The organism is Burkholderia latens, assembly GCF_902499045.1.
Classification (GTDB): Bacteria; Pseudomonadota; Gammaproteobacteria; order Burkholderiales; family Burkholderiaceae; genus Burkholderia; species Burkholderia latens.
In genome coordinates this window covers 37,089-52,598 of record NZ_CABVPL010000008.1, presented here as the reverse complement: position 1 = coordinate 52,598, position 15,510 = coordinate 37,089, and the positions used below count along the sequence as shown (strand labels likewise).

Here is a 15,510-nt window from a genome sequence, read left to right as displayed (position 1 = left end):
ATCAGAGGAACGATGCGCGAGGACCATGATGGTGAAGTTCGAATCGTACTGAGTGCGGCCCAGTTGGCTGCCGTCCTGAAGCGCCAGACGATCAGTCCGGGCGAGATGTTGAGTAATCGGTTATGGGGCGGCCTGCAGGTCGTCGGCGGCGTGCTGGAGATGACGGGGGCCGCAGCGTTGTGCATCGCGCCGGAACCGACGGGTCTCACCAAACTCGGTTGTGTCACGTTCGGCGTACACGGCGCGGACACCGCGGCAGCCGGCCTTAACCAGATCTGGACCGGGCGACAGACGAGCGCACTGCTGCAGCAAGGCGTGAGCAAGCTGGTCGATACAGCGAAAGCGCCGCCGGAATTGGCCGATCATGTGGGAGTGTCGCTGGATCTTGCGGTACCGCTCGGACTCGCAGGCACGATCAAGGCGATTCGAGCGTCGAGTATCACGGCAGGGCGGATCGATCTGATCCGGCATGAGGCGACAGCGGCAAACCTGCGGTTGGGCGGACATACGATCGCCAAGCATGTCGGCAAAACCGAAGATCAATTGAAGAAAAGGCTGATGCTGGAGCCCCATCTTCGCTTCGCATCATCATTTATCGATCTCCAGACAGCGGAGCGCGCCATTTCGGAAGTCATGCGAGCTCAGGCGCTTCAAATCGAGCGGTGGGCAAGCTCGGCCACGCGCAACAGCACGTTTCGGATCACTGGCGATGTCGGTCGCACGGTCGGATACACGCTCGCACGAGGAGCGAGCACCGTTTCCAATTCAACAAAAATAATGATCGTCACCAAAATGACCGCATACAACGAGATGCCATACTTCATCCTGACCGCTTTCCTGTTATGAGGAGCCCCGATTGGACACGAAACACGTCGAACTCGATCAGTTCATTTCCATCTACTTCGGTCAGGACTTCGATCTATTTGGAAATACGATCCCGGAAATCGTTGCCGATTACGTCAGCTCTTCGACCGAGGCGGAAAGAAAAAAGCTGCTTTTTGACATAGACGAATTCATTTCACTTCATCCCACCGACATGGAAGATGCTTTTGAAAATCAATTCGGAAAATGGTTCGGTGTAGACCTATGGGGCCATACGGCGAAATCGTTTCTCGAAGAGATTAAAAGACTGCTGCCGTGACGGTCGGCGGTCGGCCGGCACGCCCAGATCGCGCAGCAGCGGCGACAAATCCGCATGGAGCGCCGCGCACGCAGGATCGGCCGCCAGTTCGGCGACGATCAGCCTCGCGCGCGGCAGGCTCGGCCACCACTCGATCCGCTCGACCGGCTGCGACGGCAGCGCATGCGCGGCGGCGAGCGCCGGCAGCCGTGTGGCCAGCGCGTCGCACCTTGCGCGTTCGGCGCCGATGAACGCGAGCGTCACGTGCAACTGTGCGGGCGGCGTGCGACGCGCGCCGCGGGTGATCGGCAACGCACGCAGCGTGTCGCGCGATGCCGTATCGGGCATCAGCGCGACGAATGCACGCAGCCGGTCGGCGTTCATGACTCGCGCACCGCCAAGCGTGCTTCTGCCGCCGATTCGGCCGACGCCGGACGCTGCGGCAGCGGACCGTGCTCGCCCCACACGAGCAGCTTCATGCTCGGAAACAGCACCTTCGGCTGGTTCATCCGGAATCGCAACGTGAACCACGCGCCGGAACCAGGCAGCAGTGCGATCGGCACGTAGTTCCACGGCACGCCGTGGATGGCGTCGATCAGCCGTTACGCGAACGCTTCCATCCAGAGTCCCTTTAGATAAGGTCATTCATATGCGACCACCGCACAAACGCGGCCGAAGGGGGGCGGCACGCTATGACGGTTTTCAATGATTATTACAAAGCGAACCGAAGCGAGGAACGCGGAAAATCGATGCCCGATGCGATCAGGTTAGCCGACGCTTCGGGAAAATGGCGGCGTCTGCAGTAACAACCACCGGCTCGGCGGCGGCTCGGTGATTGCCGGCCACAAAAAAACCGGACGCCCTTTCGGACGCCCGGCTTTCGTCAAAACCCGCTCGCGCTTCAGCTCAGCGCGGCAATTCCGAATGCCCCATCAGGTACTCATCGACCGAGCGTGCGCACTGGCGGCCTTCGCGGATCGCCCATACGACGAGCGACTGGCCGCGGCGCATGTCGCCTGCCGCGAACACCTTGTCGACCGACGTGTAGTACGAGCGCTCGCCTTCGGTCGCCGCACGCGCGTTGCCGCGCGCGTCCTTTGCGACGCCGAACGCGTCGAGCACCGGCGCCGCCGGCTGCGTGAAGCCCATCGCGAGCAGCACGAGGTCGGCCTTCATCTCGAACTCGGAGCCCGGCACTTCCTGCATCTTGCCGTCCTTCCACTCGACGCGCACCGCGATCAACTTCTCGACCTTGCCGTTCTTGCCTTCGAGGCGCTTCGTCGCGACCGCCCAGTCGCGCTCGCAGCCTTCCTCGTGCGACGACGACGTGCGCAGCTTGATCGGCCAGTACGGCCACACGAGCGGCTTGTTTTCCTCTTCCGGCGGCTGCGGCAGCAGCTCGAACTGCGTGACCTGCTTCGCGCCATGACGGTTCGACGTGCCGACGCAGTCGGAACCCGTATCGCCGCCGCCGATCACGATCACGTGCTTGCCCTTCGCGAGCAGCTGATCGGTGAGTTTGTCGCCCGCGTTCACGCGGTTCTGCTGCGGCAGGAAGTCCATCGCGAAATGGACGCCGGCGAGCTCGCGGCCCGGCACCGGCAGGTCGCGCGGCGTTTCCGAACCGCCCGCGATCACGACCGCGTCGAATTCTTCCTTCAGCGTGTCCGGCGAAATGGTTTCCTTCGCGAGGTTGCCGATCGATTCGGGCAGCGGATCCTTGCCGATGAACACGCTGGTGCGGAACGTCACGCCTTCCGCTTCCATCTGGCGCATGCGGCGATCGATCAGCCACTTCTCGAGCTTGAAATCGGGGATCCCGTAACGCAGCAGGCCGCCGACGCGATCGTTCTTCTCGAACACCGTCACGTCGTGGCCCGCGCGCGCGAGCTGCTGCGCGGCGGCGAGGCCCGCGGGGCCCGAGCCGACGATCGCGACCTTCTTGCCCGTCTTGTGCGCGGCCGGTTGCGGCTTCACCCAGCCTTCGGCCCACGCCTTGTCGATGATCGCGTGCTCGATCGACTTGATGCCGACCGGATCGTTGTTGATCCCCAGCGTGCACGCCGCTTCGCACGGCGCCGGACAGATGCGGCCCGTGAACTCGGGAAAGTTGTTGGTCGAATGCAGGACTTCGATCGCCTGCTGCCAGTCCTGGCGGTAAACGAGATCGTTGAAGTCCGGGATGATGTTGTTGACCGGGCAGCCGTTGTTGCAGAACGGGATGCCGCAATCCATGCAGCGCGCGCCCTGGATCTTCGCGTCCGCGTCGGTCAGCGCCGCGACGAATTCCTTGTAGTGCTTCACGCGCGTGAGCGGTGCTTCGTACGCCTCGTGGCGGCGTTCGAACTCCAGAAAACCGGTTGCCTTGCCCATAAGGTGCTCTTCTGTTCGGTGTATCGGGTGGGGGAGCCGCGCGCGGCCATCAGGCGCGCGCGGCAGTCGCTATGTCGTTCGTCGCTCAGGCGGCCAGCACTTCCTTCGCCGCCTTCTTCGCACCGATCTCGCCCAGCGCGCGCTTGTATTCGTGCGGGAACACCTTCACGAACTGGCGGCGCGCCGCGTCCCAGTTTTCCAGCAGCGACTTCGCGCGCGGCGAACCCGTGAACTGGAAATGACGCTCGACGAGCCCCTTGAGCAGCGCTTCGTCCGTCGTGCCCTCGTGCCAGAGCGCGCGGTCGACCGTGCGCTCCTGCTCGGCCTGCTGCAGCACCGGCTCGAGCGCGACCATCGACTTGTTGCACTTGGCCGCGAACGTGCCTTCCGGATCGTAGATGTACGCGAGACCGCCCGACATGCCGGCCGCGAAGTTGCGCCCGGTTTCGCCGAGCACGACGACCGTGCCGCCCGTCATGTATTCGCAACCGTGGTCGCCCGTGCCTTCGACGACCGCCGTCGCGCCCGAGTTGCGCACGCAGAAGCGCTCGCCCGCCACGCCGCGGAAGAAGGCTTCGCCTTCGATCGCGCCGTACATCACCGTGTTGCCGCAGATGATGTTTTCCTCGGACTTGCCGCGGAAGTCGTTGGTCGGACGAATGATGATCCGGCCGCCCGACAGGCCCTTGCCGACGTAGTCGTTGCCGTCGCCGACGAGGTCGAGCGTCACGCCCTTCGCGAGGAACGCGCCGAAGCTCTGGCCGGCCGTGCCCTTCAGCTGGATGTGCACCGCGTCGTCCGCCAGGCCATCGTGGCCGTGCTTCTTCGCGATCACGCCCGACAGCATCGCGCCGACCGTCCGGTTCACGTTGCGCACCGGCTGGATGAACGACACATGCTCGCCGTTCTCGATCGCGGCCTTCGCCTTCTCGATCAGCACGTGGTCGAGCGCGCGCTCGAGGCCGTGATCCTGCACGTCGACGTGACGGCGCGCGACGTCCTCGCATTCTTCCGGCTGGTAGAACACGCGCGAGAAGTCGAGGCCCTTCGCCTTCCAGTGCTCGATGCCCTTGCGCGTATCGAGCAGGTCGGCGCGGCCGATCAGGTCGTCGAACTTCGCGATACCGAGCTGCGCCATGATCTCGCGCACTTCCTCGGCAACGAAGAAGAAGTAGTTCACGACGTGCTCGGGCTGACCCTTGAACTTCGCACGCAGCACCGGATCCTGCGTCGCGACGCCGACCGGGCACGTGTTCAGGTGGCACTTGCGCATCATGATGCAGCCCTCGACGACGAGCGGCGCCGTCGCGAAGCCGAATTCGTCCGCGCCGAGCAACGCGCCGATCACGACGTCGCGGCCCGTCTTCATCTGGCCGTCGGCCTGCACGCGGATGCGGCCGCGCAGGCGGTTCAGCACCAGCGTCTGCTGCGTTTCGGCCAGGCCGAGTTCCCACGGCGTGCCCGCGTGCTTCACCGACGACAGCGGCGACGCGCCCGTGCCGCCGTCATGGCCGGCGATCACGACGTGATCGGCCTTCGCCTTCGCGACACCGGCCGCGACCGTGCCGACGCCGACTTCCGACACGAGCTTCACCGAGATGCTCGAGCTCGGGTTCACGTTCTTCAGGTCGTGGATCAGTTGCGCCAGATCCTCGATCGAGTAGATGTCGTGGTGCGGCGGCGGCGAGATCAGGCCGACGCCCGGCACCGAGTAACGCAGCTTGCCGATGTATTCGGACACCTTGTGACCCGGCAGCTGGCCGCCTTCGCCCGGCTTCGCGCCCTGCGCCATCTTGATCTGGATCTGGTCGGCCGATGCCAGGTACTCGGCGGTGACGCCGAAGCGGCCCGACGCAACCTGCTTGATCTTCGAGCGCAGCGAATCGCCGTCCTTCAGCGGAATGTCGCTGACGATCTCATCGCCGATCACCGACTTCAGCGTCTCGCCCGACTTGATCGGAATGCCGCGCAGTTCGTTGCGGTAGCGCTTCTCGTCCTCGCCGCCTTCGCCGGTGTTCGACTTGCCGCCGATCCGGTTCATCGCGATCGCGAGCGTCGCATGCGCTTCGGTGCTGATCGAGCCGAGCGACATCGCGCCGGTCGCGAAGCGCTTCACGATTTCCTTCGCCGGCTCGACGTTTTCGATCGGGATCGCCTTGGTCGGCTCGACCTTGAACTCGAACAGGCCGCGGAACGTCATGTGGCGCTTGGTCTGGTCGTTGATCAGGTGCGCGTATTCCTTGTACGTCTGGTACGAGTTGCTGCGCGTCGCGTGCTGCAGCTTCGCGATCGAGTCCGGCGTCCACATGTGATCCTCGCCGCGCACGCGATACGCGTACTCGCCGCCTGCGTCGAGCATGTCGCGCAGGACCGGGCTGTCGCCGAATGCGTCGCGGTGCAGGCGGATCGCTTCTTCCGCGACTTCGAACAGGCCGATGCCGCCGACCTTCGACGCCGTGCCCTTGAAGTACTTCTCGACGAGGTCGCTCGACAGGCCGAGCGCTTCGAAGATCTGCGCGCCCGTGTACGACATGTACGTCGAGATGCCCATCTTCGACATCACCTTCTGCAGGCCCTTGCCGACCGCCTTCGTGAAGTTGTAGACGGCCTTCTCCGGCGACAGGTCGCCCGGCAGCCCTTCGGCCATCTTCGCGAGCGTTTCCATCGCGAGGTACGGGTGCACGGCTTCCGCGCCGTAGCCCGCGAGCAGCGCGAAGTGGTGCGTCTCACGTGCGGAGCCCGTCTCGACGACGAGGCCCGTGCTCGTGCGCAGCCCTTGCTGGACGAGGTGCGTGTGGATCGCCGACGTCGCGAGCAGCGCCGGAATCGCGACGTGCTCGGCGTCGGTCTTGCGGTCCGACACGATCAGGATGTTGTAGCCGGACTTCACCGCGTCGACGGCTTCCGCGCACAGCGACGCGAGGCGCGCCTCGATGCCTTCCTTGCCCCATGCGACCGGATAGCAGATGTTCAGCTCGTACGCGCTGAATTTGCCGCCCGTGTACTGGTCGATCGCGCGGATCTTCGCGATGTCCTTGAAGTCGAGCACCGGCTGCGACACTTCGAGGCGCATCGGCGGGTTGATGTTGTTCGTGTCGAGCAGGTTCGGCTTCGGGCCGATGAACGACACGAGCGACATCACCATGTTCTCGCGGATCGGGTCGATCGGCGGGTTCGTGACCTGCGCGAACAACTGCTTGAAGTAGTGATAGAGCGTCTTGTTCTTGTTCGACATCACCGCGAGCGGCGAGTCGTTGCCCATCGAGCCGACGGCCTCCTCGCCCTGCTGCGCCATCGGCGCCATCAGGAACTTCAGGTCTTCCTGCGTATAGCCGAACGCCTGCTGGCGGTCGAGCAGCGCGGCGCCCTGCGTGCGGCCGGCCGCGACTTCCTCGGCCTTCGGCTCGATCTCGTCGAGCTTGATGCGCACGGCGTCGATCCAGCTCTTGTACGGCTTCGCGTTCGCGAGGTTGTCCTTCAGCTCCTTGTCGTCGATGATGCGGCCGTGTTCCATGTCGATCAGGAACATCTTGCCCGGCTGCAGGCGCCACTTCTTGACGATCTTCGATTCGGGGATCGGCAGCGTGCCGGCTTCCGACGCCATGATGACGAGGTCGTCGTCGGTCACGATGTAGCGCGCCGGACGCAGGCCGTTACGGTCGAGCGTCGCGCCGATCTGGCGGCCGTCGGTGAACGCGATCGCGGCCGGACCGTCCCACGGCTCCATCATCGCGGCGTGGTATTCGTAGAACGCGCGGCGGTTCTCGTCCATCAGCGTGTGCTGTTCCCACGCTTCCGGGATCATCATCATCACCGCGTGCACGAGCGGGTAGCCGGCCATTACCAGCAGTTCGAGACAGTTGTCGAACGAGGCGGTGTCCGACTGGCCGGGGTAGATCAGCGGCCACAGCTTCGGCAGGTCGTCGCCGAGCACGTGCGACGCGATCGCGCCGGTACGCGCGTTCAGCCAGTTCACGTTGCCCTTCACGGTGTTGATCTCGCCGTTGTGCGCGATCATCCGGTACGGGTGAGCGAGCTCCCACGCCGGGAACGTGTTGGTCGAGAAGCGCTGGTGCACGAGCGCGAGCGCCGACACGACGCGCTCGTCCTGCAGGTCGCGGTAGTACACGCCGACCTGGCCCGCGAGCAGCAGCCCCTTGTACACCACCGTGCGCGCCGACATCGACGGCACGAAATATTCCTTGCCGTGCTTGAGCTTCAGCGCCTGGATGCGGTGGCTCGCGGTCTTGCGGATCACGTACAGCTTCCGCTCGAGCGCGTCCGTCACCATGATGTCCTTGCCGCGGCCGATGAAGATCTGGCGGATCAGCGGCTCGCTCGCCTTGACCGTCGGCGAGATCGGCATCGCGTGATCGACCGGCACGTCGCGCCAGCCGAGCACGACCTGGCCTTCGGCCCGCACCGTCCGCTCGAGCTCCTGCTCGCACGCGAGACGCGATGCGTTTTCCTTCGGCAGAAAGATCATGCCGACCCCATATTCGCCGGCCGGCGGCAGCGTCACGCCCTGCTTCGACATTTCCTCGCGATAGAACGCGTCCGGAATCTGGATCAGGATGCCGGCGCCGTCGCCCATCAGCGGATCGGCGCCGACCGCGCCGCGGTGATCGAGGTTCTCGAGGATCTTCAGACCCTGCTGAATGATCTCGTGGCTCTTCTTGCCCTTGATGTGAGCGACGAAGCCGACGCCGCAGGCGTCGTGTTCGTTTTGCGGGTCGTACAGACCTTGTGCGGCGGGCACCGCGGCGAGCGGCTGCTGGTGGTCGTTCATGGGGACACCGTCGTAAAGGGGCCTCGAGGGCCGTTGAACCATTTTTTATTGCCGTCGCTCCCGCTCCCGACGGGAGACGGCACGGCCGACAGTGGGTGGGCGCAGTTCGCCCGGGGCCACCGGAATTCGGAATATACGCGACGAATCAAAGGAATAGCAACAAAAACCGCTTGATCGAACCCCAATTAAATCCACGCCTTGAACTGGTGCCGTTTTATTGGGGGCGTATCATTTTGGTGCAAAAAGAAGCGGCGCCCGCAGCGCCGCCTCCTGGCCCGCCTCTCCCGGCTTACTGCTGGATCGGCGGTGTGTTCTCACGCACCTTTCTGGGGCGTCCGCGCGGCAGCGGCGACACGCGGCGATTCGCGGTGCGCGCCGCCCACTCGCGGTAGTTTTCGCCGCCCAGCACCCATCCCTTCAACGTCGCCTGCTGGAGCTGGTCAGCCTGCCGCTCGTCGAGCGGCTGCTCGCACAACTCCTTGTACGCACGCTGACGGTCGAACGGCGTGTTGCCGAGCGCCCAGTAGAGCGGATGGTCGGTGATCAGGCTGTCGACGGTGAGCCCGACGTGGTGCCGGTAGCTCGACCAGCGATAGGCGTCCGGCGTTGCGACGAGCTGCGAGCGTACCGGGCTCATCTCGACCACGCGGCTCGCGAGCAGGAAATAGCGCTCGCCTTCGATGACGGTCGCGCGATAGCGGCCTTCCCAAAGCGTGCCGCGGCGCGAATAGCGCCGATTGAAATGCGCGACGTAGCGGCGGCCGACTGCCTGCATCGCCTTCGGCAGGCTTGCTTCGTCGCTCGGCGTCACGAGGAGTTGCACCTGCCGCGGGAGCAGCACATAGGCATGCACCGACAGGTGGTGATCGCGTGCCGCGGCCTTCAGACAATCGATGAAGAGCTCGTAGTCCTGGTCGTCGACGAACGCGGGTTGCTGATCCAGGCCGCGCAGTATCACGTGCTGCGGCTGGTCGGGAACGTAGAGTCGTGCTAACCGTGCCATGCTGAATGTCCGTTTGAACGCGTTAGGAAATACCCGGAGGTCCGAAATTGCGCACCTGCGTAGAATGCCTGTCCCTGCGGCGCGCGAAAGCGTACGGTCGTGCGAATCCTAGGGTGAAAGCTCTAACTTACGAGCTTGTTTGGTTTTAAACGCAGTCGTCATAATGAGCACGCCTTTGATCGGAGGAGACACAATGAAACGAAAACTGGCCATTACGGGGGCCGCGGCGCTCGCGTTCGCATTCGCGGGCGGTGCGGCACACGCACAATCTGCAGGTGATTTCTACGTCAGCACCGGCTGGCTGCACCTTTCGCCGCAGGACAGCAGCGACCCGCTGTTCGTCTACGGCGTGGGCGGCACGCCCATCAATCAGTCGATTCCCAACACCGGCGCCGGCATCAACGACGCCGATACGCTCGGGCTCGCAGCGGGTTACTTCGTCACCGACCATATCTCCACCGAGCTCGTCATGGGGATACCGCCGAAGTTCGACATCACCGGCAAGGGTCAGTTCGAAAGATTCGGCGTACTCGGCCGTGCGTACCAGTGGAGCCCCGCCGTACTGCTTCGCTACCACTTCAACGACGCCAATGCGAAGTTCCGTCCGTATGTCGGCATCGGCGCGACGTACGTCTGGTTCACCGGCGCAAAAATCACCAACGGCGCGTTCGAGAACGGCGTGCTCGGCGGCCCGACCAGCGCCACCACCAGCAACCAGTGGGCGCCCGTCTTCAACGCCGGCTTCACGTACAACTTCACGAAACACTGGTTCGCGGGCCTGTCGCTGTCGTACATCCCCGTCAGCGTGACCGCGACCTTCACGACGGCCCGCCGCACGCCGGTCGGCACGCTGACGGAGACGTCGAAGGCCCATATCTCGCTCAACCCGATCGTCACGTACCTGAACGTCGGCTACCGCTTCTAAGCGTAGTCGAATATTTGGGGAATGGTTAATCCTGCTGCAATTTGTAGCGGATTTTTCCTCGAGTAACGTCGCCGCCATGCGAAACGCCCCGGTCGGAAGCCCGCCGGGGCGTCGTTTTTTCGCGTCTGGCACGTTCCCGGGCACGTTTTTGCCCGATGCGCGGCGTTACACGACGTCGTCGAGCGAGGTCGGGCCGATCAGGTCGATACGGTCGGTGCAGACCGCATCGACGCCCCAACGCACGAGTTCGCGCGCCCGCGCGAGGTCGTTCACCGTGTAAACCAGGATGCGCAGCCCGGCCGCCTTGATCGCGCGCACGAGCGGTTCGTCGAGCGCCTCGTGGTTCGCGTGCAACGACACGCAGTCGAGCGCGCCGACCACCTGCGCGCGCCAGTCGTGCGGAATCGCGTCGTACAGCATTCCGCGCGGCAACGCGGGCGCGGTCGCGCGCGCCTGTTCGAGCGCATCGAACGAGAACGACGACAGCAGCGGCGGCACGGCCGCACCGTGCCAGTACGCGGCCGCGTCCGCCGCCACCCGGCGCCCGGTCTCGCGCTCGCGGCCCGGGCACGGCTTGATTTCGACGTTCGCGGCGAGCCCGTGCGCGATACAGCGCGCGGCGGCCGCCTCGAACGTCGGCATCCGCTCGCCCGCGAAGCGCGCGTCGAACCACGCGCCCGCGTCCAGCGCGGCCAGCGCCGCATAACGCATGCCTGCGGCCGGCCCGCGGCCGTCCGACGTGCGATCGACCGTGTCGTCGTGCAGCAGAAAGGTCACGTCGTCTGCGGACAGCTTCGCGTCGAACTCGACCATCCGGTGGCCGCGCCGCGCCCCCTCGTCGAGCGCGGCGAGCGTGTTTTCCGGCGCGAGCGTGCCGCCGCCGCGATGGGCGACGACGCGCGGATAGGGCCAGTCGGAGCGGGTCGTCATCGTGAGCCTCTTCACGCGTTCAGCGGGTTCGTCAGGGTCAGCCGGCACGCTTGCCGGTCTCTGGGTCGAAGAAATGCAGCCGGTGCGCGGGCAACGCGGCGCCCAGCGCCGTGCCGCGCGCGGGACGATCGGCGTGCGGCAGCCGCACCGCGACGTCGTGATTGCCCCAGCGGCCGTGCGCGAGGTTGTCCGCGCCGAGCAGTTCGCACGAGTCGACCGGCAGCGTGGCCTGCGCGACGCCCGGCTGCGGCGTCATGTGCTCCGGCCGCACGCCGAGCACCCAGTCGCGGCCGGTGGCGATCGCGGTGCCGATGCCGGGCGCGCCGGCGACCGGCAGCGCCGGGCCGCCGCCCGCGACCGTAAACGTCGCGCCATCCTCGGACAGCCGCCCATGCAGCAGATTCATCGCCGGCGATCCGATGAAGCCCGCGACGAACACCGTGGCCGGTTTCTCGTACACGTCGACCGGCGCGCCGATCTGTTCCGCGTAGCCGCGGTTCATCACGATCACGCGCTGCGCGAGCGTCATCGCCTCGATCTGGTCATGCGTCACGTACACGCTCGTCGTCGCGAGCCGCGCATGCAGCCGCTGGATCTCGAGCCGCATCTGCACGCGCAGCTTCGCATCGAGGTTCGACAGCGGCTCGTCGAACAGGAACACCGACGGCTCGCGCACGATCGCCCGGCCCATCGCGACGCGCTGGCGCTGGCCGCCCGACAGCTCGCGCGGCCGCCGCGCGAGCAGTGGTTCGAGTTCGAGGATCTTCGCGGCCGCGGCCACTCGCGCGTCGATCGTCGCACGATCGATGCCGCGGATCTTCAACCCGTAACCCATGTTCTGCGCGACCGTCATGTGCGGATACAGCGCGTAGTTCTGGAACACCATCGCGATGTCGCGATCCTTCGGCTCCAGCGCGTTCACCACGCGCTCGCCGATCGCGATCTCGCCGTCCGTCACCGTCTCGAGCCCCGCGATCATCCGCAGCAGCGTCGACTTGCCGCAGCCCGACGGGCCGACCAGCACGATGAATTCGCCGTCGGCGATCTCCACGTCGATGCCGTGCAGCACGTGCTGCTTGCCGTCGTAGGATTTCCTGACGCCCTTCAAGCTCAGCGCAGCCATACTTGGTCCTTCTCCCGGTTGCCGTCTGTGGTTATTTCTCGGAATCGACGAGGCCGCGCACGAACCAGCGCTGCATCGCCAGCACGACGACGAGCGGCGGCATCATCGCCAGCAGCGTCGCCGCCATCACGTATTGCCATTCGGTCGCGGCGTCGCCGCTCGCGATCATCGTCTTGATGCCGACCACCGACGTCGACAGCGACGCCTCCGTCGTGATCAGGATCGGCCATAGATACTGGTTCCAGCCATAGATGAACGTGATCACGAACAGCGCCGCGATGCTCGTCTTCGACAGCGGCAGCACGACGTCCCAGAAAAAGCGCAGCGGGCCCGCGCCGTCGATGCGCGCGGCGTCCATCAGCTCGTCGGGCAGCGTCATGAAGAACTGGCGGAACAGGAACGTCGCGGTCGCCGACGCGATCAGCGGCAGCGTGAGCCCCGCGTACGTGTTCGTCATGTGCAGCGTCGACACGACTTGCACGGTCGGGAAGATCCGCACCTCGACCGGCAGCATCAGCGTGATGAAGATCAGCCAGAACGCCGTGTTGCGGAACGGGAAGCGGAAATAGACGATCGCGTACGCGGACAGGATCGACACCGCGATCTTGCCGACCGCGATCCCGAACGCCATCACGAAGCTGTTGACGAGCAGCCGGCCGAACGGCGCCGTCGTGCCGCCGCTGCCGTGCCCCCAGATGTACGCGATGTTCTCGAACAGATGCGTGCTCGGCACCAGCGACAGCGGGATCGTGAACACTTCCTGCGCGTTCATCGTCGCCGCGCAGAATGCGACGTACACGGGAAACACGATCAGCACGATGCCCGCGATCAGCACCGCGTGGCAGAACAGGTCGAAGCCCTTGCGATTTTCGATCATGCGTATTGCACCCTGCGTTCGACGAAGCGGAACTGAATCACCGTGAGCACGATGACGATGATCATCAGCACGACCGACTGCGCGCCCGAGCTGCCGATGTCGAGGCCCTGGAAGCCTTCCGTGAAGATCTTGTAGATCAGCGTCTTCGTGCTTTGCGCGGGGCCGCCCGCGGTGGCCGCGTCGATCACCGGGAACGTGTCGAAGAATGCGTACACGAGGTTCACGACCAGCAGGAAGAAGCTCGTCGGCGACAGCAGCGGCAGCACGATGTTGAAGAAGCGCCGCACCGGGCCGGCGCCGTCGATTGCCGCCGCCTCGATCAGCGAGCGCGGAATCGCCTGCAGCCCCGCGTAGAAGAACAGGAAGTTGTAGCTCACCTGCTTCCACACCGACGCGAGCACGACGAGGAACATCGCCTGGTTGCCGTTCAGCGCGTGGTTCCACACGATGCCGCCCTTCGCGAGCGCGTAGGTGACGAGGCCGATGCTCGGATTGAACAGGAACGCCCACAGCACGGCCGCGATCGTCGGCGCGACCGCGTACGGCCAGATCAGCAGCGTGCGGTACACGCGCGCGCCGCGGATCACGCGGTCGGCGCACGCGGCGAGCAGCAGCGACACGACGAGCCCGCTGACCGTCACGAGCGAGCTGAACACCAGCGTCGTGCGGAACGAGTCCAGGTACAGCGGATCGGCGAACAGGCGCGTGAAGTTCGCGAGGCCGACGAACTCGCTCGACGTGCCGAACGCGTCCTGCATCTGCGTCGACTGCCACAGCGCGACGCCGGCCGGCCACAGGAAGAACACGGCGGTGATCGCGAGCTGCGGCGCGATCAGCAGGTACGGCAGCAGGCTCGCACCGAAACGGGAACGGGATTGCATCGCGGGTGTCCGGAGGCGAAACGGAAGGGGAACCGCGCCGCCGGCCCGCACGCGCGCATGCGCGACGCGGCGGCCGGCGGCACGAACGCGATGCGACTCAGCCGCCCGACTTCTCGAAGCGGCGCAGCAGTTCGTCGCCGCGCGACGCGGCCGAATCGAGCGCGTCCTTCGGCGACTTCTTCTGCGCCCAGACCTGCTCCAGCTCCTCGTCGACGACCGTACGGATCTGCGGCATGTTGCCGAGACGCAGCCCCTTCGTGTAAGGCAGCGGCGGCTTGTTGAGCATCTGCTTGATCGCGGTTTCCGCGCTCGGGTTCTTCGCATAGAAGCCCTGCTGGCGCGTGAGGTCGTACGCGGCCGTCGTCACCGGCAGGTAGCCCGTCTCCTGGTGCCACTTCGCGGCGATGGGCGGCGACGCGAGGAACGCGAGGAATTTCGCGACGCCCTTGTAGGTCGCCGGATCCTTGCCGGCCAGCACCCACAGGCTCGCGCCGCCGATGATCGCGTTCTGCGGCGCGCCCTTCACGTTCGCGTCGTACGGCATCATGCCGGTGCCGTAGCTGAACTTCGCGAACTTCTGCACGTTCGCGAGCGCGCCCGACGACGTCGTCAGGATCCCGCAGTCGCCGCTGTAGAACTTCGCCGACGCTTCGTCCTTGCGGCCCGCATACGTGAACGTGCCGTCCTTCTGCATCTGCTGCAGGAACGCGATATGTGCGATCTGCTGCGGCTTGTTGAATTCGAGCACCGCGTCGGTGCCGTCGAAACCGTTGTTGCGGCTCGCGAACGGCAGCGCATGCCATGCGCTGTAGTTCTCGAGCTGGATCCAGCCCTGCCAGCCGGTCGTGAAGCCGCACGCCATCCCGGACTTGCGCAGCTTCTCCGCGGCGGCCTGCACGTCGGCCCACGTCTTCGGCGGCTGGTTCGGGTCGAGCCCGGCCTTCTTGAATGCGTCCTTGTTGTAGTACAGCACCGGCGTCGAGCTGTTGAACGGCATCGACACGAGATGGCCCGTCTTCGCATCGGTGTAGTAGCTCGCGATGGTCGGCACGAATGCCTTTTCGTCGAGCGGCACGCCGGCCTGCTTGAACACGTCGTACACCGGCACGACGGCCTTCTTCGCCTGCATCATCGTCGCGGTGCCGACTTCGTAGACCTGGAGGATCGCCGGCGCGTTGCCGCTGCGATAGGCGGCGATGCCCGCCGCGAGCGCCTGGTCGTAGGTGCCCTTGAAGACCGGCACGATCTTGTAGTCGCTCTGCGACGCGTTGAACTGCGCGGCGATCTCGTTCACGCGCTCGCCGAGCGCCGACTCCATCGCATGCCAGAACTGAATCTCCGTCGCGGCGAGCGCCGCATGCTGCACACCGAACATCAACGCGCCGCCCAGCGCGATCGAGCGAATCATGGTCCCCGCGGGCTTCTTCTTCATCGACCTCTCTCCTGTGAAAACGTTACCAACAGCGTGTGCAACATTCCCGTCGCCATT

Annotated in this window: 12 protein-coding genes and 1 pseudogene; 3 read left to right on the top strand and 10 right to left on the bottom strand. The window is 65.3% G+C overall.

The features are described 5' to 3' along the window. The first annotated feature begins 12 nt into the window (after positions 1-12). Positions 13-846 (top strand): RNase A-like domain-containing protein, encoded by an 834-nt coding sequence (locus BSE24067_RS08350; RefSeq protein ID WP_151066567.1) that lies wholly within the window; start codon positions 13-15, stop codon positions 844-846. Between the two features lie 10 nt (positions 847-856). Further along, on the top strand, positions 857-1,141 hold the full coding sequence (locus BSE24067_RS08345; RefSeq protein WP_151066565.1) for a contact-dependent growth inhibition system immunity protein: 285 nt from the start codon (positions 857-859) through the stop codon (positions 1,139-1,141). Here the strand turns inward: BSE24067_RS08345 and BSE24067_RS08340 are convergent. From BSE24067_RS08340 to BSE24067_RS08320, 5 genes and pseudogenes are all read right to left on the bottom strand, one after another. Next, positions 1,136-1,504, bottom strand: a pseudogene (locus BSE24067_RS08340) (2'-5' RNA ligase family protein); the annotation flags it as partial. The gene BSE24067_RS08345 and the pseudogene BSE24067_RS08340 overlap by 6 nt on opposite strands. Next, complete coding sequence (locus BSE24067_RS32410) at positions 1,501-1,698, bottom strand: hypothetical protein (RefSeq protein WP_244130555.1); 198 nt, start codon at positions 1,696-1,698, stop codon at positions 1,501-1,503. The gene BSE24067_RS32410 and the pseudogene BSE24067_RS08340, both read right to left, overlap by 4 nt. A 328-nt stretch (positions 1,699-2,026) precedes the next feature. Then, positions 2,027-3,493, bottom strand: a complete 1,467-nt coding sequence (locus BSE24067_RS08330) for a glutamate synthase subunit beta (RefSeq protein ID WP_151066563.1) — start codon at positions 3,491-3,493, stop codon at positions 2,027-2,029. Positions 3,494-3,578: 85 nt separating this feature from the next. Further along, positions 3,579-8,282: a glutamate synthase-related protein gene (locus BSE24067_RS08325; RefSeq protein ID WP_151066561.1), complete on the bottom strand. Its 4,704-nt coding sequence runs from the start codon at positions 8,280-8,282 to the stop codon at positions 3,579-3,581. Between the two features lie 289 nt (positions 8,283-8,571). After that, positions 8,572-9,285, bottom strand: coding sequence for a transposase (locus BSE24067_RS08320; RefSeq protein ID WP_040143092.1), 714 nt, complete (start codon positions 9,283-9,285; stop codon positions 8,572-8,574). Positions 9,286-9,478: 193 nt separating this feature from the next. On the opposite strand from BSE24067_RS08320, the gene BSE24067_RS08315 reads away from it, so the two are divergent. Next, positions 9,479-10,210 carry an OmpW/AlkL family protein gene (locus BSE24067_RS08315; protein WP_151066559.1) on the top strand — a complete coding sequence of 244 codons (732 nt, stop codon included), beginning with the start codon at positions 9,479-9,481 and terminating at the stop codon, positions 10,208-10,210. 165 nt (positions 10,211-10,375) lie between these two features. On the opposite strand, the gene ugpQ is transcribed toward BSE24067_RS08315, so the two are convergent. From ugpQ to ugpB, 5 genes are all read right to left on the bottom strand, one after another. Beyond that, entirely contained in the window at positions 10,376-11,140 is a 765-nt protein-coding gene (ugpQ, locus tag BSE24067_RS08310) for a glycerophosphodiester phosphodiesterase (RefSeq protein ID WP_151066558.1), read from the bottom strand. A gap of 37 nt (positions 11,141-11,177) precedes the next feature. Then, a complete protein-coding gene (locus BSE24067_RS08305) occupies positions 11,178-12,263 on the bottom strand; it encodes a sn-glycerol-3-phosphate import ATP-binding protein UgpC (RefSeq protein ID WP_151066556.1) in 1,086 nt (361 codons plus the stop codon). Positions 12,264-12,294: 31 nt separating this feature from the next. Continuing rightward, positions 12,295-13,140 (bottom strand): sn-glycerol-3-phosphate ABC transporter permease UgpE, encoded by an 846-nt coding sequence (gene ugpE / locus BSE24067_RS08300; protein ID WP_151066555.1) that lies wholly within the window; start codon positions 13,138-13,140, stop codon positions 12,295-12,297. Continuing rightward, entirely contained in the window at positions 13,137-14,021 is an 885-nt protein-coding gene (gene ugpA / locus BSE24067_RS08295) for a sn-glycerol-3-phosphate ABC transporter permease UgpA (RefSeq protein WP_151066554.1), read from the bottom strand. Before ugpA ends, ugpE begins: the two co-directional genes overlap by 4 nt. Positions 14,022-14,118: 97 nt before the next feature. Continuing rightward, complete coding sequence (gene ugpB, locus BSE24067_RS08290; RefSeq protein WP_151066552.1) at positions 14,119-15,453, bottom strand: sn-glycerol-3-phosphate ABC transporter substrate-binding protein UgpB; 1,335 nt, start codon at positions 15,451-15,453, stop codon at positions 14,119-14,121. Positions 15,454-15,510: the final 57 nt, after the last annotated feature.

Coding starts and splice junctions, on each gene's coding strand:
- BSE24067_RS08320 (WP_040143092.1), bottom strand. CDS start 9,285: ATGGCACGGTTAGCACGACTCTACGTTCCCGACCAGCCGCAGCACGTG.
- ugpE (WP_151066555.1), bottom strand. CDS start 13,140: ATGATCGAAAATCGCAAGGGCTTCGACCTGTTCTGCCACGCGGTGCTG.
- ugpQ (WP_151066558.1), bottom strand. CDS start 11,140: ATGACGACCCGCTCCGACTGGCCCTATCCGCGCGTCGTCGCCCATCGC.
- BSE24067_RS08315 (WP_151066559.1), top strand. CDS start 9,479: ATGAAACGAAAACTGGCCATTACGGGGGCCGCGGCGCTCGCGTTCGCA.
- BSE24067_RS08305 (WP_151066556.1), bottom strand. CDS start 12,263: ATGGCTGCGCTGAGCTTGAAGGGCGTCAGGAAATCCTACGACGGCAAG.
- BSE24067_RS08330 (WP_151066563.1), bottom strand. CDS start 3,493: ATGGGCAAGGCAACCGGTTTTCTGGAGTTCGAACGCCGCCACGAGGCG.
- BSE24067_RS08350 (WP_151066567.1), top strand. CDS start 13: ATGCGCGAGGACCATGATGGTGAAGTTCGAATCGTACTGAGTGCGGCC.
- ugpA (WP_151066554.1), bottom strand. CDS start 14,021: ATGCAATCCCGTTCCCGTTTCGGTGCGAGCCTGCTGCCGTACCTGCTG.
- ugpB (WP_151066552.1), bottom strand. CDS start 15,453: ATGAAGAAGAAGCCCGCGGGGACCATGATTCGCTCGATCGCGCTGGGC.
- BSE24067_RS08325 (WP_151066561.1), bottom strand. CDS start 8,282: ATGAACGACCACCAGCAGCCGCTCGCCGCGGTGCCCGCCGCACAAGGT.